Source organism: Hungatella sp. L36, from assembly GCF_014288035.1.
In genome coordinates this window covers 261,378-282,953 of sequence record NZ_JACOPC010000007.1, presented here as the reverse complement: position 1 = coordinate 282,953, position 21,576 = coordinate 261,378, and the positions used below count along the sequence as shown (strand labels likewise).

Here is a 21,576-nt window from a genome sequence, read left to right as displayed (position 1 = left end):
ATGTTTGATAAAATATTGATTGCAAACCGCGGCGAGATCGCGGTGCGTATAATCCGGGCGTGCCGGGAAATGGGAATCAAGACCGTGGCGGTCTATTCTGAGGCGGATCGCGACTGTCTGCATACACTTCTGGCAGACGAGGCCATCTGCATCGGACCGGCTCCTTCCACCCAGAGTTACTTAAACATGGAACGGATCCTGACGGCCACAGTGGCCATGAAGGCGGATGCGATCCATCCGGGCTTTGGTTTTCTCTCGGAGAACGCCAGATTTGCAGAATTATGTGAGAAATGCAACATCACATTTATCGGCCCATCCGCGGATATTATCAACCGGATGGGGAATAAATCCGAAGCCAGAAAGACCATGATGGACGCCGGCGTGCCGGTGGTACCGGGCGGCAAGGAGGCAGTCCACGAAGTGGAAGAAGCTCGCCTCGTAGCGGAAAAGATCGGATATCCGGTGATGATTAAGGCATCGTCGGGCGGCGGCGGAAAGGGCATGCGTATCTCCCGTGGATCGGAAGATTTCAATGCTAATTTCCAGAATGCACAGATGGAGTCCATCAAGGGATTTTCCGATGACACCATGTATATTGAGAAATACATTGAGAAGCCGAGGCACATCGAGTTCCAGATCATGGCGGATAAGTTTGGCAATGTGGTGCATTTAGGTGAGCGTGACTGTTCTATTCAGAGGCGCCACCAGAAGGTACTGGAGGAATCCCCCTCTGCGGCTATATCAGAAGAGCTTCGGAGGAAGATGGGGGAGACCGCGGTACTGGCGGCGAAATCCGTCGGCTACGAAAACGCCGGAACCATAGAATTCCTTTTAGATAAGCATAAAAATTTCTATTTCATGGAGATGAACACCAGAATTCAGGTAGAGCATCCGGTAACAGAGCTGGTATCCGGGCTGGATTTAATCAAGGAACAGATTCGTGTGGCCGCGGGAGAACCCTTAAGCGTAACCCAGAAAGACGTAAAGATCACGGGCCACGCCATTGAGTGCAGAATCAACGCGGAAAATCCGGAAAAGAATTTCATGCCATGTCCAGGACTGATCACCAATGTCCACGTCCCAGGCGGCAACGGCGTCCGTGTGGACACACATATTTACAACGACTACAAAGTACCGGCAAACTACGATTCCATGCTGATGAAACTGATCGTCCATGGAAAAGACCGCACCGAGGCGATTGCCAAGATGCGGAGTGCGCTGGGCGAATTGATTATAGAGGGAATCGAGACAAACGTGGACTTCCAGTTTGATATTTTAAGTCATGAAGCGTATCAGTCCGGAGACATTGACACAGATTTCATACCAAAGTACTTTGCGTAAGCAATGAGCAGTGCACCCAGATGAAATTTCGTGTTTTCAGATGCAAGCTCGCTTGTATCTGGAAATGCGGAGTTTCATCTGGGTATGGGGCGAATGCCCGACAGACATGGGACGCCAAAGGTGTTCCATGTCTGTCCACTGCGGCTGAAGCAGCTGAATCATCCCACCAGTCCTCATTTTATTTTCATAAGGAGCAAAACCCATGTTAAGAGACATGTTTAAAAAAACATACACACTGATCGACAGCAAATACAAGACGCCAGACAAAGCAGACGAACCGAATATCCCGGCTGGTCTGTGGAGAAAGTGCAACAAATGCGGTCAGCCCATTTACGCGGAAGATGTGAGAAGTAATTTCTATATCTGTCCCAAATGCAAAGGCTATTTCCGGGTCCACGCTTATCGCAGAATCGAGATGACTGCGGATGCAGGAAGCTTTGAGGAATGGGATAAGGAGATGGAATTTGCGAACCCGCTGGATTTTCCGGGATATGAAAAGAAAATCGAGGCGGCCAGGGAGAAGACAAAGTTAAACGAAGCGATCGTAACCGGAAAATGCACCATAGGCGGAGAGCCTGCGGTAATCGGTGTCTGTGACGCCAGATTTATCATGAGCAGCATGGGCCATGTGGTGGGTGAAAAGATAGCGAGAGCAGTGGAGAGAGCCACTAAGGAGCAGCTCCCTGTTGTCATTTTCGCCTGTTCCGGAGGCGCCAGAATGCAGGAGGGAATCGTATCCCTGATGCAGATGGCAAAGACCTCCGCGGCTTTAAAGCGCCATCACAAGGCAGGACAGCTGTTTGTCAGCGTTCTGACCGATCCGACTACCGGAGGCGTGACGGCCAGCTTTGCCATGCTGGGAGATATCATTCTGGCAGAACCGGGCGCATTAATCGGCTTCGCAGGCCCCAGAGTCATCGAGCAGACCATCGGACAGAAGCTGCCGGAGGGATTCCAGCGTTCTGAATTTTTGCAGGATCACGGCTTTGTGGATAAGATCGTGAAGCGGGAAGAGATGAAAGATGCCATTTCTGCGATCTTAAAGCTTCACCGCTCACAGAATCAGGAGCAGAACGGTGAAAACTCATTTTTCCATGTGGATAACTGCGGAAAATCCGAAGCAGCCAGTGGAAAAGAGAAAAAGACGAAGTTTCGCAGAAATAAAAAGAGCCCATGGGATACCGTTCAGCTTTCCAGAAGCTCCGAACGTCCCGTGGCCAGCGATTATATAAACGCGGTATTTGACGATTTCATGGAACTCCATGGGGACCGTTACTTTGGCGACGACGGCGCAATTGTGGGCGGTATCGCCTCTTTCCACGGTATGCCAGTGACAGTGATCGGCCAGGAAAAGGGAAAGAATACGAAGGACAATATCAAACGCAACTTTGGCATGCCTTCTCCGGAGGGCTATAGGAAGGCGCTTCGTCTGATGAAGCAGGCGGAAACCTTCGGCCGTCCCATTATCTGTTTCGTGGATACGCCGGGCGCGTTCTGCGGGCTGGAAGCGGAAGAGCGGGGACAGGGCGAGGCGATTGCCAGAAACTTATTTGAAATGGCAGACATAACCGTTCCGATTCTCTCCATCGTCATTGGAGAAGGCGGAAGCGGCGGCGCGCTGGCGATGGCAGTCGCCAATGAGGTCTGGATGCTGGAAAATGCAATCTATTCGATTCTGTCGCCGGAGGGCTTTGCCTCAATCCTTTACAAGGACAGCAAGAAGGCCAGCGACGCGGCACGAGTCATGAAGATCACCGCCAGGGATCTGATGGAACTGGGCCTGATCGAAAGAATCATAGCTGAGGAAGAACCGGCTGCAGCGGAGAATTTAGCGGAACTGGCGAAGGAAATGGACAGCGCCATGGAGGCATTTTTCATAAAATATGCCGCTGTGCCGAAAGAAGAAATTGCCTCCGGGCGATATGACAGATTTAGGAGAATGTGATGGGAAATTTAAGACCATTGGTAATAGGAGAACTCGTGGTTCCGAAGCCGGTTATACAGGGCGGAATGGGAGTTGGAATCAGCCTTTCTTCCCTGGCGGGCGCTGTGGCCAGGGCTGGCGGTATGGGGATCATTTCTACCGCGCAGATCGGTTTCCGGGAACCGGATTTTGCAGACCATCCGCTGGAGGCGAATCTCCGGGCGATCGGAAAAGAATTTAAGAAGGCCAGGGAGATATCCCCGGAAGGCGTGATTGGATTTAATATTATGGTGGCGACGAAAAGCTACGCACTGTATGTGAAGGAAGCGGTTAAGGCAGGAGCGGACATTATTATCTCCGGAGCCGGTCTTCCCGCCAGCCTTCCGGCATATCTGGCCGAGGCTGCGGCAGAGATGGGCGCGGCCGGGGAAAAGGTAAAGACGAAGATCGCCCCGATCGTATCCTCTGTCAAGTCTGCCATGGTAATCCTAAAGATGTGGGACCGCAAGTTTCACCGCGTTCCCGATCTGGTCGTGGTAGAGGGGCCGCTTGCGGGAGGACACCTGGGCTTTTCACGTGAATCCCTGGAGACACTGGGCGTGGATACTGCGGATGTGGAACACACGTATGATCAGGCTGCCTACGACGAAGAGGTCAGAGGAATTATCCGCCTGGTAGGAGAGTATGCCGAGAAGTACCAGACAGAGATTCCTGTCGTGACGGCGGGAGGAATCTACAGCCATGAGGATGTGATGCATCAGATGGAGCTGGGGGCCGACGGCGTCCAGGTGGCGACGCGTTTTGTGACCACAGAGGAATGTGACGCTCCGGACGAATTTAAGCAGGCGTATCTTCACGCGTCAAAGGAAAATATCGTAATCACAAAGAGTCCCGTAGGCATGCCCGGACGGGCGATCAATAACGCATTCTTAAGCGGTGTCGGGCAGACTCCGTTTAAGCTGGAACATTGCTACCAGTGTCTCGAGAAATGCGATAAGAAGACGATTCCCTACTGTATCACCAAGGCACTAGTGAATTCCGCGGAAGGGAATACGGATGAAGGGCTTGTGTTCTGCGGAAGCAATGCATTCCGAGCGGAGCGGATTGAAACGGTGGATGAGGTAATGAGGGATTTGATGGGGGAATAAAAGCGAAGAGTTTGTAAAAAGACATGTAACCTGACTTGGGTTGCATGTCTTTTTTACATTTCGGATAAAAAAATGCATAATATGCTAAATTTTATATTGACTTTGCCTAATTAAAATGATATGTTATTATACATAGGTCGATATATCGACATAATAATATACTAAGATAACTGAGAAACTGGTAAGTTACAAAAAAGGAGAATGGGTATGAGAAGAAGAGTTTTAGCAGTATTATTAACCGTTGCATTAGCTGCAGGTAATCTTATGGGCTGTTCCGGCAATCATACAGCGCCTGAGAAAGAGACGGGTTCAACAGAAAAAGCAGTTACACAGGCAGTAAAAGACGATGAGACAGAAGGAGAGGGAGATCCGGCCAGTACTGGTAAAGTAGAATTTTGGAATGATAAGCTTTCCGGAACGGAGCAGACTGATTTGGATAAACTGGCGCAGAGTGCTTCCGCAGCCAGTGGAATTGACATTGAATTTATTTCGTATACGGACGTTGCATCCATGAGGACGGCGGTGGAACAGTCGATTAATTCAGAGGATGCACCAGGGCTTTTTACATGGTGGAGCGGAGTTGATTTAAAAACTCTTGCAGAGGCTGGAGTAATTGAAGATCTGACTGATGTGTGGAATCAATATATTATACCAAACGGTGTTCCGGAAAATGTAACGGATTCCCTTACATTCAACGGAAAAATCTATGCTGCTCCATACAGCATTATCTATAGTGCACTTGTGTACAATAAAGATGTTTTTGACAAGTATAACTTGAAGGAACCGGAGACTTTTGAGGAGTTTGAAAAGGTGTGTCAGACATTGGTGGACAATGGGGTTACACCAATGGGGGTGGACGCAGGCAATGGTTTATGGGGCTTTAAGTGGTTCGAATGCCTTCTGGCCGCATATGATCCGCAGCTTTATCTGGATATTTGTGAAAATAAGATAAAATATACAGATGAACGCGTTGTCGAGGTAATGAATAAGTGGAAAGAAATGTACGATAAAGGATTCTTTTCTATTCCAATGGACCCAACGGATCTTCATAAGGCAGAGGCGACAGGTGAGATTGCCATGCAGGAGGCAGCTGATTATGAAGCAGTTAATCTCAATGATAATTTTGGAGCAGGTAACTATGGTACATTTGTGATGCCGACGGTCAGTTCAGATATTAAGAGAACGGTCTTTTTTGAAATAGCTCCTGTTTGTGTAGCAAAGAACAGTGCTGATAAAGGATCCGCTATGGAAGTTCTCAAGGCGTGGTATGAAAAAGACAACCAGACAGTTTTCAATGAAGTCACAAAATTTAACTGCTCTTCTAATGTAGAAATCAGTAATAACTGTGCTAAGGAAATGACAGATTTCGCTATGGATGCGGATAACTATAATTTGATGCTCAGATATTATGAGAACGTAGCAAATACGGAAATACGTGATGTGGCTATTGATCAGCTTCTGAAATTTGAGCTGGGTGATGCTACTGTTGAGGAAGCTCTTAATACGATTCAGGCAAAAGCGGATGAGGTATTAGGAGAGGGATATGCCGATTGACATAAGACAACCGGGAGAGTGTTTTACACTCTTCCGGTAAAAATAAATGAGGGATAAAATGAGCAAAACCGGTAAAGTAAAAATAAGAATTAAAAGTAATTGGTTGGATTATCTTTATATATTACCTGCTGTAATTTTAGTAGTAACTTTTTTTATTTCATCCATCATCTATACAACTTATATAAGCTTCTTTGACTGGAATGGAATTGGAAGTAAAATATTTGTTGGATTTCAAAACTATATCTCTTTATTTAAAGATAGTAATTTTCTTATTTCATTACTTAATACAGTAATCTGGGTAGCGGCTTCTATGGTTACCTCTTTGATCATACCGTTTACGTTAGCCGCTCTAATTACCAGGAGTTCGGGAACAAAGCTGTTTCGCAGCGTATTCTATTTCCCGGCTACACTTTCCGGTACGGTAGGAGGCCTTATCATATCCTCGCTGCTTTCAACCTATGGCCTTCCTGCTCTTTTGGGAGAGTTAACAGGAAACACTGCAAGGTCTAACTGGCTTAATACTCCATACTTTAATACGTTTCTAATGATTTGTGCAGGAGTATGGCAGGGAGTTGGACTGAACATGCTGCTTTTTATAGCCGGAATCAGAAATATGGATGCATCACCTATAGAATCGGCAATGATTGATGGAGCCAAAGGATTAAAACTCTATACGAACGTTGTGATTCCAATCATTAAACCTACGATTCTTGTGGTCATGCTTATGACAATTGTAAACAGTTTTAAAGTATTTGATATTATATGGGTTACGACAAAGGGAGGCCCCTACCGTACGTCTGAAACACTGGCGTTTACCATGTATCAGGAGTCCTTTGGCCATGGCAAATATGGAAGAGGATCTGCAGTTGCCGTTGTATTATCGCTTATAATTCTTGTAATATCTTACTTTAATATAAAAAATTCCTACAAAGATATTTGAGGGCGCGTATGATTAAGACAAGTAAAAAAATACAAACGGTTATAAATATCATTCTTACAGTGTTTGGAATATTATGGGTTATGCCGCTGCTATTTGTGATTTTAAACCTTTTTAAAACAAAGCAGGAATACAATCTGGGTTCATTATGGGAGCTGCCTGTAAGCTTTAATGCTGGAATCATTTTCAGCAATTTTAAAAGTCTAATAGCGAATAAACTGTTTTTATCTTTTGGATCTACTTTTTTATATTGTGGCGTTGGAGCAGCAGCGGGTGTCTTTATAGCTCTGCTGGCAGGATATGGATTGACACATACAAGTGTAAAACATAAAAATTTCTGGTTTATGCTTATTTACAGTGGAACAGTATTTCCGTTTGAATCATATTTAATACCTGTTTATAAGGCTTACTATAATACAGGACTTTATAATACCAGAACAGGTATGACTTTATTCTTTATGGCTTTGTGTATCCCGTTCGCGATGTTTGTTTTTCGTAATTTTTTTCTTGGAGTGGATAATGAAATATGTGAAGCTGCAAAAATAGATGGAGCGAACAGCTGGCAGACCTTAATGAAAATTATGCTGCCTATGGCGAAAGCCCCGCTGGCAATTGTTCTGCTTCAGCAATTTACGGCATGTTGGAATAATTTGCTGTTTGGCCTGACCTTTGTAAAATCGGCAAATATCAGACCGGTTATGGCGAGTTTGTCACTTCTTGGAAATGCAAATGTTCCGCTTATGTTTCTTGCATGCATTTTTGTATCTTTACCAGCGATTATATTATTTTTCCTGTTAAGAGATCAGCTTGTTGTCGGGTATGCATATACTACTAAATAGAATTTATGGAGCAGGTCTATGAAAATAAGCAGTTTAATAAATGATTTGAAGACATGGAATGATATACCTGTGGATGAGGACAATACTTGTGATACTGTAAAATCTGGAAGTGTTGACAAAGAGGTTCATAAGGTAGCAATTGCAATGTTTGGCACTATTGAGGTGATAAAACAGGTGGTTGACTGGGGGGCGGATTTTCTGATCGTCCATGAACCACTTTTTTATGACCATATGGATGATATACATGATTTAGCTATTGTTAAAGAAAAACAGCGAATTATTTATGACAGTGGTTTAACAATTTTTCGATTCCATGATTACGCACATGCAATGAATCCTGATATGATTTGTGCAGGAGAGATAAAATATGCGTGTCTGGAAGGAGTTATAAAAGAAAGAAAAAAATTCGGCGTAACCACTTTTATATTGAAAGAACCGCTGACGGCAGAAGAACTGGCGGAAAAACTAATTAGAAATTTGAACTTAGATCAAATTCGTGTGTCGGGCAGTATAAATAAAAAAGGAAACAGTATTGCCTGTTGCTTTGGCTCTCCGGGTGATCTGTTTGAATTATACGAAGACCATGATTTTATTATTGCGGGAGAAGTCAGTGAATGGCGGGATGCTGAAATGGCCAGAGACGCTGCTGCAATTGGTTTACATAAGGCTATTCTTGCGTTGGGACACGAGACCTCTGAACGGGCAGGAATGATGTATATGAAAGATCTCTGTGAGGATAAGTATCCAGGTCTTGAGTTTAAATACTTTGAGAGCGGATCAGTTATAACAAAAATGTATCATCGTTAAAGTACCAAAAGTAACGATAATTTTTCGCCCTGCTTTTGGAAAAATGTAGTAAAATATAGTATAGGAGACTGAAAGGAAAGCAGGGACAGAAGATTATGGCTAGTGAACCAATGTATAAAAAAATATACGATGATTTGTTGAATGGTATTAAGGAAGGAAAGTACCCGCCAGGGTGCAGATTGCCTTCTGAAAAAGAACTGATTGATATCTATAACGTCAGCCGGATAACCGTAAAAAAGGCATTGGAAATTCTGGCATATCGGGGGTGTATCCTGCGTAAACCGGGAAAAGGCTCATTTGTAGTATTTGAAAGTAATCTTGAAAAGGCTTTGCAAAGTGAGGATGTATTGAAGGATGAGGAGATAGCCGAAGATGGAGAAGCAGGTAATTCTACGGACAGGATTATTGGCGTAATATTAGATTCTTTCAGTGTATCTTTTGGCTGTGAATTAATCAGAGGAGTAGAATATGAATGCAGAAAAAGAGGTCTTTTGATGCTTTTCCGCTGTACATACGGTTCTAAAGAAGCTGAAAACTGTGCGATACGGGACATGATTCAAAATGGCGCCAAAGGACTTATATTAATGTGTTCCCAAGGTGAAGTTTATAATGAGACTGTTCTTGAACTCTATATGAACAAATATCCGTTAATTTTATTAGACAGGGGGATGGCTGGCATATCACTGCCGGTAGTGACAACAGATAATTATAAAGCAAGTTGTGAACTGGTAACAAAGCTTATTGAATCAGGCCACAAAAAAATATGCTTTGTTTCACATTCATCACTAAGCACAACTACGGTAAAGGAACGCTTTAATGGATATCGTGATACCATGTTAAGTAATCAACTGCCTGCAGATGAGAGTGCGTGTATTACGGATATTGATATATATCTTCCAAATGGAGAAGAAGACGATCGGGAAGACGGCAGAAACAATTTTAAACTTATGGAATACATACAAAAGAATACGGATATAACGGCTTATTATGCCGTTGATCATGAACTTGGCATGCTTATTTACCAGATTACGAAAAACCTCGGTGTAGATAAGGAAAAAACCATCGCTTATTTTGACGGATTCGAAGAAAATATCGATCCGCTGCCAATCTTCCCTCATGTGATGCAGGATCAGTATCAGATGGGCGTCGAGGCGGTCCGGCTTCTGACACACAGACTCAGGGGAGACGCCGTTACAGGCCGGGAAAATATTCCTTATACGATTGAAATGCCAAAATAATATTTTTCTGTTAGAGAAGGGAGAACATGCAATGGGCGTCATGCATTCGGAATGGAGAGACAGACTGCAGCATTGGATGCGCACACTGAAGGCTGATTTTTATCAGCCGCTGGGAGAGATCCGGTGGACCGCGTATCGTACCATGGAGCAGATGGACAGGAAAGAGGTGCTGCGGGAAGCGTTCGTTCCGGTAGAACCCGGATTTATCTGGGGGAAGGAGTACGAGTACTGCTGGTTTTCGGGAGATTTTACATTGCCTGAAGAGGCAAAAGGGGAACGGATTGTGCTTAATCTGGCTCCTGGCGGGGAATCCTGTCTGTTTGTAAATGGCGAGGCCTTCGGCACGTACCGTGCAGACTGGGTGAAGCAGCCTCACCATTATTTTGAAGATAATACACTGGTAAGGGAAGCAAAGGGGAATGAGCACTTTGACATACTTATGGAGACGTATGCGGGCCATTTTTTCCCGGATATAGGCGGATGCGCAACCGGACCGGTACTGCCGGGGACGTATGAAGACCCGGCAGCAGAGGGAGAGCGGCGCAGGCTTGGCAGCTGCACCTATGGCATCTGGAATGAGGCGGCATATCAGCTGTTTATGGATGTAAATACTTTATCCGGACTTCTGGAGGTTCTGGATGAGTCCTCTCTCCGGGCCGCACATATTGCCGACATACTGGAACAGTTTACCCTGACTGTGGATTTTGAACAGGATAGAAGAGAACGGACTGCGGACTATAAAAGAGCGAGAGAAGTGGTGAAACCGGCGCTGACTGCGGTAAATGGAAGTACAGCACCGACGTTCTATGCGGTCGGTAATTCACATCTGGACCTGGCATGGCTGTGGCCGATGGCGGAAACCCGGAGGAAGACGGAGAGAACCTTTGCAGCGCAGCTCAGGCTGATTGAAGAATACCCGGAATACAAATACATACAGAGCCAGCCTGCGGCCTATGAGATGTGCCGTGAGCATTATCCGGATTTGTTTAAAAGGATTCAGGAAGCGGTGAAAGAGGGACAGTGGATCGCGGACGGCGCCATGTGGGTGGAGCCGGATACGAATATGGCCGGCGGTGAAGCGCTGATCCGGCAGCTTCTCTACGGAAAACGCTACTACAAGGAATATTTTGACGTGGACAGCCAGACGCTGTGGCTGCCGGATACCTTTGGATATTCCGCTGCGCTGCCTCAGATCTTAAAGGGCTGTAATGTCAAATATCTGGTGACCCAGAAAATATTCTGGAGCTATAATGAGGGAGAGCAGTTCCCCTACCATTATTTTAACTGGGAAGGAATGGACGGAACGAGAATCGTCTCATTTCTGCCTACAAGCTATACCTACGACACAGACCCGGTGACGATCAACAATACCTGGAAGAACAGAACACAGACCAGGGATCTGGAGGCATTTCTGCTTCCCTACGGTTATGGGGATGGCGGCGGCGGTCCCACGAGAGATCATGTGGAGTACGCACTGCGTCAAAAGGATCTGGAGGGCGGCGCCAAGGTGAAGATGGCGGGGCCGGCGGAGTTTTTTGAAGATATGGAGGCGCTCGGGGGACCGAAGCACACCTACGTGGGAGAACTTTACTTTTCGGCTCACAGAGGCACCTACACCTCACAGGCCATGGTGAAGAAAAACAATAGAAGATGTGAGCTGGCACTGCGGGAAGCTGAGATGTGGAGTGCACTGGCCGTCGAAAAGGGCGCGGCATATCCGAAGGAAGAGCTGGAGGAGCTGTGGAAGAAGCTCTTGCTGCTTCAGTTCCATGATATTCTACCAGGCTCCTGCATTGGAAGAGTTTATAAGGAGGCGGAACCTGTTTTTGAGGAGACGCTGGCAGGCTGTGAGAAGTACGTTGAACGGGCGCAGAAGGCGCTGGCAAAAGAAGGGGACGGCATATCTGTGTTCAACTCCCTGGGATTTGAAAGAAAAGCGCTGATTACACTGCCGGAAAGCTTTAAAGGCGGCGCCGTCACGGCGGACGGAAAAGAAGTATCTACAGCGGTAAGCGGGGATGAGGTACAGGCGCTCGTAACGCTGCCGGCGTATGGTGCGGTTACGGTTCTGCACGCTGGCGCGAATCTTGCTGGAAAGGATTTGACCCATGCGGCCGCAGCCCGCATTACAAAGACAGCCGGCGGATACTGTCTGGAGAACGGTCAGGTGCAGGCCTTCATAAGTGAAAATGGTGAAATACCGTCATTCCTGTTAAAATCCTCCGGGCGGGAGTTTGCGGCAGGCCCTATGAACCATTTACAGATGTATAAAGATGTTGCAAGGTTGTTTGATGCCTGGGATATTGACTCCAATTATATCAAACAGGAGACAGATGGGGCATTTGACGTGTCGATAGAGGTGCTCTGTGAAAGCGGTCTGAAAGCCGCGCTGAAGGTAACTGGAAAAATCGGCAGCTCATCCTACAGCCAGGTGATCAGCATGACTGCGGAAAGCAGGAGAGTGGAGATTTCCATGACGATTGACTGGAAAGAGCAGCACCGTCTTTTAAAAACAGCATTTCCTGTGTCCGTGTATGCGGAAGAGGGAATCAATGAAATACAGTTTGGTTATGTGAAGCGTCCGACCCATCGTTCAAAGGCTTATGATAAGGACCGGTTTGAAGTCTGCAATCACCGTTACAGTGCACTGTGCGATGGTGCTCATGGCGCCGCCGTGCTCAACGATTCCAAATATGGTATCAGCATGAATGAAAACAGGCTGGAGCTCTCTCTCCTGAAAGCGGCATGTTCTCCGGAAATGCGTGCAGACAATGGCATACACCAGTTTACCTATGCATTCACTGCCTGGGAAGGCGATTTTATGGACTGTGATGTGGTAAAACAGGCCTATGAACTGAATGTGGAGCCGGTTCTGTGTGACGGTTTGTCGGAAATGGCCGGAAATTTCAGAACAGATCAGGATAATATCATGCTGGAGACGGTCAAACTTGCCGAGGATGGCAGCGGCGACTGGATCTTACGTCTGTATGAGTCCAAAAAGGCAGCAGTCAAGGCAGCCATAGCAATGCCTTTACTGGAAGGGCGCAGGGCCTACCTGTGTAATATGCTGGAGAATGAAGAAGAGGAAATCATGGTAAACGGCAATGAAATAATACTGGATTTCAAAGCCTTTGAAGTGAAAACCGTGAGAATTAGTTATAAATCGTCTGAGAGATCATAAAATAGTAATAAAATCATCACGGCGGTTGAATTAGTATGTTAAATTATCTCTGGGCGTTTATGATGGTGGTAGGCGTTTTATGGGCGGCGTTCCATGGAAATTTAAGCGCGGTTACCGACGGGGCGCTCTCGTCGGCAAAGGAAGCCGTCATGCTGTGTATCACAATGTTGGGAGTGATGTCCTTCTGGACCGGGATCATGGAGATCGGGCAGAAGTCCGGCCTGATAGAACGGTTGTCCCGGAGGATGGGGCCGGTGCTTCGTTTCCTTTTTCCCAGAATACCGAAGGATCATCCCGCCATGGATCACATCGCCACGAATATCATTGCCAACATCCTGGGCCTGGGCTGGGCCGCTACGCCGGCCGGGTTAAAGGCCATGGAATCCCTCCAGGAGCTGGAGGAGGAGCGGCGGGAGGAAGAGCAGACAGAATCAGGGAAAAATAGCCTGGATAGCTCTAAGAAGCGCCAGATGCAGAAGTCACCGCGCGCCGTACCACTGGGAACAGCCAGCAATGAAATGTGTACGTTTTTAATTATTAATATCTCATCCCTTCAGCTGATTCCGGTCAACATGATTGCGTACCGGAGTCAGTATGGGAGCACGAATCCGGCGGCAGTGGTAGGACCGGCAATTGTGGCTACGCTGGCCAGTACGATCGTGGCAGTTGTATATTGTAAAGTAATGGACAGAAAACGGGGAGCATAAGGCTCTCCGTTTTTTTAGGCCCGGCTGATGGCCCGCTGTCCTCAGGCATTACAGCAGCGACAGCGTAGACTGCCGCTCCACCAGCTCCACATCCAGCTGAATGTGCGGCTGTTCCACATGTCCGGTGCGGAGTTTCTCCAGCAGCAGTTCCATGGCTGTTTCTGCCTTCTTGATGACATTCTGTGAGATTGTCGTCAGCTTCGGCGTCGTGTAGGTGGAGACTGCCAGGTTATCGTAGCCGATGACGGAGAGATCCGTGGGAATCCGTAAGCCCCCCAGTCTGGCGCCCTCCATGATGCCGATGGCGCAGATATCGGCCGTGGTGACAAGCCCGGTGATCTTAAGGGCGCTGGCGGCGATGGCCTTGCCGGCGGCGATCCCTTCCTCGTATGAGGGGGAATAGGAAAAGATGCAGTCGGGATCACATCCGAGTCCGCTTTCTTCCATGGCGGCCCGGTAGCCCTCAAATCGGTCTGTTAAAAGAGGATTGCCTTCGTAATTTGCCACGAAGGCAATTTTTTTATGTCCGCGGTTAATGAGATAGCGAGTCGAGAGGTAACAGCCCTTTCGGTCGTCGGAACAGACATTGATGACCTCCGGATTGTCTGTTCTCGCGTCGAAAAGGACTACGGGAAGATGAGTCTCTGCAACAATCGCGTTAATGGAATCCTCAAAACGGTCTCCCAGGCGGGGATAGAGAAAGATTGCGCCGTCAACGTTCCAGTTGCGCATCAATATAGATAAATCATCCTGAGACCGGACTGCGCGTATCATGACGAAGTATCCGTTGTCACGCAGCTCTCTTTCAATCACGCCGATCATGGAACTGACGTACGGATTGTCAAAGTAGCTAACCGAAGTTCCGTTGTTCTCCTTGTCATCCAGGGGGACGATAACTCCTATAATATGAGAGGATTTGACCGTCAGGCTCCTTGCAGACAGGTTCGGAACGTAATTGTACTCTTTTATAATGGAATTTACTTTTTCTATGGTTGCGGCAGAAACGCGGCTGTGCTTTCCATTGATTACGTTGGACACGGTCATCATGCTGACGCCGGCTTTTTCTGCAATATCTTTTAATGTCATGTTTTTATCCCCCTTTTCTTAAATCATATTTAGCGCTAAATATATTATACACTATGAAGTTGAAAAACGCAATTGCATTTTAATAAGCTTTGGTATAAGTGCATAGTTTAAATGGGTTTAAACTATTTAAAAATGACAAAATATAAAAATGATATTGACAGTGTCTCGTTCGAGTGGTATTCTCATGTTAGATTTAACGCTAAACCTTAACGAAACCAATTGCAGCGATTACCGTTTTCAGAAAACAGAGACTGTAACGGTGACCACGCGAAAAGAACAAGGAGGAGTTTAAAATGAAGAAATGCTGGATAGCAGCCGGCCTGGCTGCGGCGATGATGGTGACAAGTCTTACGGGATGCGGCAGCTCGGACGGGAAAAAGGCTGTGGAGAGCGCAGCGGTAAACGTGCCGACAGAACCGTTTGGCGATACGGTAAAGTATGATCCGTCGCAGCCAATTAACGATGGAAAAGACATTTCCGTTGAATTCTGGGAATGGGGCAGTGACAATCTGTTTCAGGAGCTGATCGACGGTTATACAGCGATTCACCCCAATGTTTCCATCAAACTGGTCAACAATCCATGGGACGACTACTGGACTAAACTTCCTCTTTCGCTTGGCGGTGCAAACGGACCTGCAATTTTTAACGTACATAACAGCCAGCATGAAAACCTGATTAACTATATGGCCCCGTATGAGGTATCATCAGACGATTTGGATGCGGATTTTAACGGCGTAAGCGCCCATGTCATTGACGGCAAGGTTTACTATATTGACTACGGCATTATGACGGGCTCTGTTTACTATAACAAGGACATGTGGGAGGCCGCGGGGCTCACAGACGCGGATTATCCAAAGACCTGGGATGAGATGCGGGAAGTGGCGAGGAAGCTGACAATCAAAGAGGGAAACAGCTTTGTACAGGCCGGGTTAAACTTTAATGGAACCTTCCATCAGAATTACCTACTGGGCTTGAATTACCAGCTGGGCCAGGATTTATTCGAAGATGACAAAAAGACAGCTACTGTCAATAATGACGCCATGAAGGCGGTTATGCAGCTTCTGGTGGATTTATATGAGGTTGACGGAGTCGGTTCCAAGGATTTCGGAGCAGAGGGCGCGGACAGCTTTGGACAGGGACAGTCAGCCATGACAATCCAGTGGGGCCATTTTAACAATACGTTAAAGACAAACTTCCCGGATATCAACTTTGGCGTCTTTGAGATCCCGGTATTTGAGGAAAATCCATATGCTTATAACCGGTATAACGGCGAGTCTACATTTGGTATCAATAAGAATGCTCCGGCGGATCAGCAGGCCGTTGCACAGGATATTGTGAAGTATTTCCTGGCAAACAATGACATTCAGAAGAAATTCAACATTGCCATGAGCACCTTCCCGGCGAAGAAATCACTGGCTGAGGATGCGGAGATTCTGGCCAATCCGTCCATGGCGGTTCTGGCGGATCATATCGACCGTTACATCTGGCCGGGCCCGATGCCGGCGACCATGGAGACATCTTTAAAGACCGCCGGTGAAAATGTATTCTTTAACGGAATGTCCATTGACGATGCGCTGGCCGAGGCTGAAGAGACCATACATAACGATATGAAGAACAGCAGTTTTGAATCAGTAGAAAGCCTTTATAAATACGCGGAGTAGAGGAGGAAAAATCATGTTCCGAAAAACAAGTCCCCTGCAGAGCAAAAGTGAGATCCTGCTCCGCAATATCACAGTAACCGGAATGATTCTGTTCTACACGGTATTTTTGCTGGTGCCGATTGGGATCGCATTTGCAGGCAGCTTTCACGAATGGAATCCGCTGAGCGGCATTTACCGGTTCAATGGTATTGAAAATTATGTTAGTGTATTTACCAGCGCGCTTTTTGGCAAATCCATGCTCAATACCCTGATATTTTCAGTTGTAGTTATCTTCTTCCGGGTAGGGCTGGGCCTTGCTATTGCTATAGCGATCTACTCAAACCTGATTAAGCATAAAAGCTTTTTCCGCGCAATTTATTACATGCCGGTGGTTACGCCGATGGTGGCGGTGGCATTTGTGTGGAAATTCCTGTATAATCCGCAGATTGGTGCGATCAATCAGATCCTGGGACTTGATATCAACTGGCTGATGAATCCGAAGACGGCGCTGCTTGCCATTATGATTATGACGATCTGGAAGGATTTCGGCTATGCGGTCGTTATGTTTATGGCAGGCCTCTACTCCCTTCCCAGCGATGCCATGGAGGCGGCGAGAGTGGATGGCGCGTCTTCCTGGCAGACCTTCAAGTATTTAACACTTCCGCTGCTGAAGCCCATGACGCTGTTTGTGGTGATTACGTCCATCATTTCCTATATCCAGGCGTATGTACAGGTGCTGATCCTGACGGAAGGCGGTCCGGGAACAGCCACCTACCTCTCCTCTTATATTATTTATAATGAGGCATTCGTGAAATACAATTTCGGATATGCGTCCGCGATGTCCTTTGTACTGTTTGTCATCACCGCGGTATTTACCTGGCTGTCATTCCGGGTATCCGGGGATTCGGAATAAGGAGGAAATGTCATGAAAAAGAAGGTAAGCAGTATCGTACTGAATCTTGTTTTACTGGTACTGGGAGTCGTGACCGTGTATCCATTTTTATGGATGCTGGCCTCCTCTTTTAAGAAAAACAGTGAAATTGTGGCCCTGCATCAGACCTTCCTGCCAAAGCTGTTTACGGCGGGAAATTACGTGTCCATGAATGCTCATTTTAACTTCATGAGATTTTTTGCAAACAGTATTTTTATTACGCTGGCTATCACGGTGATCGTGATCTATACCAGCACCCTGTGCGGATTCGTACTCAGCAAATATAAATTTAAAGGAAGAGACGCGCTCTTCGGCCTTGTGCTGGCGACCATGATGATTCCATGGTGTGTTACCATCATTCCAAGATACTCCATGATTAAGGCCTTTGGCTGGATGAACTCCTATGCCGCGCTGATCGTGCCTGCGTCATTTTCCGGCTTCGGTATCTTTATGATGAAACAGCATATTGCATCCGTGCCCAATGAAATACTGGAGGCCGCCAGAATTGACGGGGCAAATGAGTTTTATATTTTCCATAAGATTGTGATCCCCATGTCAAAGAACGGGATTTCCAGTATTGCGATATTCCAGTTTTTATGGGCGTGGGAAGATTTCCTCTGGCCTTATCTGGTTATTGATGACAGCAGGAAACAGCTTCTGTCCGTGGGTCTTAAGATGTTTAACGGGCAGTATTCCACAGATTACGGCGCACTGTTTGCAGCTACTACGATTTCGATCATACCGGTTCTGGCGGTTTATCTATTCTTCCAGAAACAGTTTATCGCAGGAATCGCCGCATCGGCAGTGAAGGGTTAAAGACAGAAGGAGAATACGGTGATGAGAGAGATATTTAAGGTAAGGACAAACCCTGCAGCCTGCGGGGAAAATATAGTGCTGGGCGATTGCTACCGCATCAGCGTGCTGACGGACGGACTGATCCGGCTGGAATATCAGGAAAACGGCCATTTTGAAGACCGTCCCTCACAGATGGCGTGGAACCGTGATTTTAAACCAACCCAGTACCGGGTCATTAAGACGGAAGACGGGATTGAGATTCTGACAAAACGGATTCATCTGATCTATGATGAGAAGAAATTCTCTAAAAACGGATTGAGCATCCAGGTGATCGGGAACTTAAGCGCATACCACAGCATCTGGCATTACTCTGAGGAAATTCATGATCTGAAGGGAACCGCAAGAACGCTTGACGAGGTGGATGGCTCTACGGAGCTGGAGCACGGAGTCCTTTCCCGGTTTGGATATTCTGTTCTTGATGATGGAAAAAGCATGCTACTGACAGAGGAAGGCTGGGTTGAGCCGAGATGCGGCGGGGGCGAGGACATCTATTTCTTCGGTTACGGCCATGACTATCTGGAATGCCTGAAGGACTTTTACTATCTCAGCGGCCGATCCCCCATGCTTCCTCGTTTTGCCCTCGGGAACTGGTGGAGCAGGTACTACAAGTATACGGAGGAATCGTATCTGGCTTTAATGGACCGGTTCGAGCGTGAAGATATCCCATTTACGGTGGCTGTCATCGATATGGACTGGCATCTGGTGGATATCGATCCGAAATACGGCAGCGGATGGACCGGGTATACGTGGAATCGCAGCTTGTTTCCCGATCCGAAGCGTTTTCTTCAGACGCTTCATAAACGCGGGATGCGGACGACTCTGAATGTCCATCCGGCGGAAGGCGTCCGGGGCTTTGAGGAAATGTATCCGGATATGGCAAGAGCGCTGGGCGTTGACTGGGAGAAGGAAGATCCGATTAACTTTGATATTGCGGATCCGGCTTTTCTGGAGGCTTATCTTGAGTATGCGCACCATCCTTATGAGGAAATGGGCGTGGATTTCTGGTGGGTGGACTGGCAGCAGGGGAATAACAGCAAAATTCCGGGACTGGATCCGCTTTGGATGCTGAATCACTACCATTTTCTGGACAGTAAGAGGGATGGAAAACGCCCGATGACATTTTCCCGGTATGCGGGTCCGGGAAGCCACAGGTATCCGGTAGGATTTTCCGGCGATACCATCACCACATGGGAATCCCTCGATTTCCAGCCGTATTTTACGGCGAACGCTTCCAATATCGGCTATGGCTGGTGGAGTCATGATATCGGAGGCCACATGAGGGGCTATAAGGACGACGAGATGGAGGCGCGGTGGGCGCAGTTCGGCGTATTTTCTCCGATTATGCGGCTTCACAGTTCCTGCAGCGAGTTTAATGGAAAAGAACCGTGGCGCTTTAAGAAGGAGTCGGAGGCTGTGATGGGTGAGTTCCTGCGCCTGCGCCACCGTCTGATGCCTTACCTTTATACCATGAACTACCGGGCGAGTGAGTCGGCTGAGCCGATGATCATGCCGATGTATTATAAGCATCCGGAATCGGCGGAGGCCTACGAGGCGGCCAATCAGTATTATTTCGGAAGCGAGATGATCGTGGCTCCCATCTCTGCGCCGAGGATTCGGAAGATCAACGAGGCAAAGGTGTGCGCATGGATTCCGGAAGGGACTTATATCGATTTCTTCAGCCATATGGTGTATGAAGGCGGAAGAGTCATGGAACTCTACCGGCCTCTGGAGACGATTCCGGTACTGGTGAAGGCCGGAGGTGTGATTCCCATGACGGACAGCACCGGGGCCGCCGATGTGACGAAAAACCCGGAGACTCTGCGAATCCGGATCTTCGGAGGCGCGGATGGCGCATTTACGCTGTATGAGGATGACAATGAGACGTGTGATTACGAACAGGGCGTATGCGTGACGACGGAGATGAAGCTTGACTGGGAGGGGGAGAAACAGACCTTTACCATTGATTCGGCCAGGGGAGCGCTGGAACTGATACCTGAGAAGAGAAATTACGTTCTGGAGTTTGCCGCGGTGACGGATGCGGAGTGCCGTGTGAGACTGAATGGCGGGGAAACCGCATGCAGAAAGTCTTATGATGAGGACCGCAGAACACTGACCCTGGAGATGGATCAGGTTAGTACTGCAGAAACGCTGGTTGTAAGCTTTGAGACAAACATGAAGCTTTCTGAAAACCCGGTGGAGAAACTTGCCTTTGAGTTTCTGAATCAGGCGGAGACCACGTTTGAGACAAAGGAAATGTTGTTTAGGCGGATCCGGGAAGGGAAGAGTTTGAAGGTCTTTCTTTCGGAGCTGCAGGCGATGGAGATTGATGGGGAGATTAAGGGGGCGCTGGTGGAGATTTTGACGGCATAAGACGCTTTAGGCTGTGTCGGGAAATGAATAAATAAGACACCCGAAAACACTTGAAAAACAGCCCCAATCCACCTATACTAATCATAGAAGCATCATGGCAGGTCAGCGGAGAAGGAGGCTTTAATATGAACATTTTAGTAGTAACGGGAAGCCCGAGAAAAGGCGGTAACACAGAGATACTGGCGGATGCATTTGCTCAGGCCGCGAAGGAGAGCGGCCACGAGGTGACCGTGCGGAAGTTAAGCCGGCTGAAGGTAGGCCCCTGTCTGGCCTGCGAGTACTGTTTTACCCATGACGGCGTCTGTGTGCAGAATGATGATATGAACGAGATTTTGCTGGATGTACATAAGGCGGATATGCTTGTGCTGGCATCGCCCATCTACTGGTTCGATATTTCGGCGCAGATCAAGTGTTTTATCGACCGGATGTATGCGTGCGCCAAAACGGGATTTCACATCACTTCGGCGGCCATGCTGCTGGATTCCGGCTCGCCGGGAGTCTATAACGCGGCCCAGGCCCAGTTAAAGGACATCTGCGATTACTTAAAGTGGGAGAATAAAGGAGCTTTTACGGCGCCTGGTATGGTGGAGAAGGGAAGTATCTATCAGTCCGCGGCGCTTGCACAGGTCAGGACGTTTGCGGAGAATCTGTAGGCATGGGGCCGGTATCCATATGGGTACCGGCCTTTTTTTATTTTATACTTGCCATCACCGAATCAACTGAATCCTGCCAATAACAGGCAGCTTTTTCTTCTGTCCCTGAATGGCGGATACGATCCCCATAACAGCCAGAATCAGCACGATACAGTTTAAAAGATCGCCGGCCAAAGTCATGTGCGGAATAAAAGAGATGCATCCGAACAGAATGTTGGCAATCAGGAGAAGCAGCCCCTGGTTTAAATGGAAGCGCACGAATGAGTCTTTCCCGGGGACAAGCGCGGGGATGATGATTAAAATACTTAAGTAAGAGAGACAGGCATAGAGTTTTGAATGTTTCATGGTAAGACCTTCCTTTCATG

General features: G+C 47.5%; 17 protein-coding genes. 15 read left to right on the top strand and 2 right to left on the bottom strand.

The annotated features are described in order from the left end of the window. The 10 genes from H8S80_RS18325 (at nt 1) to H8S80_RS18280 (ending at nt 13,676) form a co-directional block, all read left to right on the top strand. Nucleotides 1–1,341 (top strand): acetyl-CoA carboxylase biotin carboxylase subunit, encoded by a 1,341-nt coding sequence (locus H8S80_RS18325; RefSeq protein WP_117633197.1) that lies wholly within the window; start codon nt 1–3, stop codon nt 1,339–1,341. A 202-nt stretch (nt 1,342–1,543) separates the two neighbouring features. Next, on the top strand, nt 1,544–3,286 hold the full coding sequence (locus H8S80_RS18320) for an acetyl-CoA carboxylase carboxyltransferase subunit alpha (protein WP_117633196.1): 1,743 nt from the start codon (nt 1,544–1,546) through the stop codon (nt 3,284–3,286). Further along, nucleotides 3,286–4,413 (top strand): NAD(P)H-dependent flavin oxidoreductase, encoded by a 1,128-nt coding sequence (locus tag H8S80_RS18315; RefSeq protein ID WP_117633195.1) that lies wholly within the window; start codon nt 3,286–3,288, stop codon nt 4,411–4,413. Before H8S80_RS18320 ends, H8S80_RS18315 begins: the two co-directional genes overlap by 1 nt. A 207-nt stretch (nt 4,414–4,620) precedes the next feature. Continuing rightward, the gene (locus H8S80_RS18310; protein WP_181988035.1) at nt 4,621–5,967 is read left to right on the top strand and encodes an ABC transporter substrate-binding protein; all 1,347 of its coding nucleotides are present in this window, start codon (nt 4,621–4,623) and stop codon (nt 5,965–5,967) included. A 58-nt stretch (nt 5,968–6,025) separates the two neighbouring features. Next, on the top strand, nt 6,026–6,907 hold the full coding sequence (locus H8S80_RS18305) for a carbohydrate ABC transporter permease (RefSeq protein ID WP_117633193.1): 882 nt from the start codon (nt 6,026–6,028) through the stop codon (nt 6,905–6,907). Nucleotides 6,908–6,915: 8 nt separating this feature from the next. Beyond that, a complete protein-coding gene (locus H8S80_RS18300) occupies nt 6,916–7,743 on the top strand; it encodes a carbohydrate ABC transporter permease (protein WP_117633192.1) in 828 nt (275 codons plus the stop codon). Between the two features lie 18 nt (nt 7,744–7,761). Further along, entirely contained in the window at nt 7,762–8,550 is a 789-nt protein-coding gene (locus tag H8S80_RS18295; RefSeq protein ID WP_117633191.1) for a Nif3-like dinuclear metal center hexameric protein, read from the top strand. A gap of 95 nt (nt 8,551–8,645) precedes the next feature. Then, nucleotides 8,646–9,788: a GntR family transcriptional regulator gene (locus tag H8S80_RS18290; protein ID WP_117633190.1), complete on the top strand. Its 1,143-nt coding sequence runs from the start codon at nt 8,646–8,648 to the stop codon at nt 9,786–9,788. Between the two features lie 31 nt (nt 9,789–9,819). Further along, the gene (locus H8S80_RS18285; RefSeq protein WP_117633189.1) at nt 9,820–12,969 is read left to right on the top strand and encodes an alpha-mannosidase; all 3,150 of its coding nucleotides are present in this window, start codon (nt 9,820–9,822) and stop codon (nt 12,967–12,969) included. 35 nt (nt 12,970–13,004) lie between these two features. Beyond that, nucleotides 13,005–13,676, top strand: coding sequence for a nucleoside recognition domain-containing protein (locus tag H8S80_RS18280; protein WP_002605467.1), 672 nt, complete (start codon nt 13,005–13,007; stop codon nt 13,674–13,676). Nucleotides 13,677–13,724: 48 nt separating this feature from the next. On the opposite strand, the gene H8S80_RS18275 is transcribed toward H8S80_RS18280, so the two are convergent. Next, entirely contained in the window at nt 13,725–14,762 is a 1,038-nt protein-coding gene (locus tag H8S80_RS18275) for a LacI family DNA-binding transcriptional regulator (protein WP_117633188.1), read from the bottom strand. Nucleotides 14,763–15,055: 293 nt separating this feature from the next. On the opposite strand from H8S80_RS18275, the gene H8S80_RS18270 reads away from it, so the two are divergent. The 5 genes from H8S80_RS18270 (at nt 15,056) to H8S80_RS18250 (ending at nt 21,211) form a co-directional block, all read left to right on the top strand. Next, on the top strand, nt 15,056–16,423 hold the full coding sequence (locus H8S80_RS18270) for an extracellular solute-binding protein (RefSeq protein WP_117633187.1): 1,368 nt from the start codon (nt 15,056–15,058) through the stop codon (nt 16,421–16,423). A gap of 13 nt (nt 16,424–16,436) precedes the next feature. Further along, nucleotides 16,437–17,315 carry a carbohydrate ABC transporter permease gene (locus H8S80_RS18265; protein WP_002605470.1) on the top strand — a complete coding sequence of 293 codons (879 nt, stop codon included), beginning with the start codon at nt 16,437–16,439 and terminating at the stop codon, nt 17,313–17,315. Nucleotides 17,316–17,327: 12 nt separating this feature from the next. Then, a complete protein-coding gene (locus H8S80_RS18260) occupies nt 17,328–18,149 on the top strand; it encodes a carbohydrate ABC transporter permease (protein ID WP_002605471.1) in 822 nt (273 codons plus the stop codon). A gap of 21 nt (nt 18,150–18,170) precedes the next feature. Continuing rightward, the gene (locus H8S80_RS18255; protein ID WP_117633186.1) at nt 18,171–20,558 is read left to right on the top strand and encodes a glycoside hydrolase family 31 protein; all 2,388 of its coding nucleotides are present in this window, start codon (nt 18,171–18,173) and stop codon (nt 20,556–20,558) included. A 125-nt stretch (nt 20,559–20,683) separates the two neighbouring features. Further along, the gene (locus H8S80_RS18250) at nt 20,684–21,211 is read left to right on the top strand and encodes a flavodoxin family protein (RefSeq protein WP_002605480.1); all 528 of its coding nucleotides are present in this window, start codon (nt 20,684–20,686) and stop codon (nt 21,209–21,211) included. Nucleotides 21,212–21,265: 54 nt separating this feature from the next. Here the strand turns inward: H8S80_RS18250 and H8S80_RS18245 are convergent, their stop codons facing one another. Next, the gene (locus H8S80_RS18245; protein ID WP_002605481.1) at nt 21,266–21,556 is read right to left on the bottom strand and encodes a magnetosome magnetite crystal formation protein family; all 291 of its coding nucleotides are present in this window, start codon (nt 21,554–21,556) and stop codon (nt 21,266–21,268) included. Nucleotides 21,557–21,576: the final 20 nt, after the last annotated feature.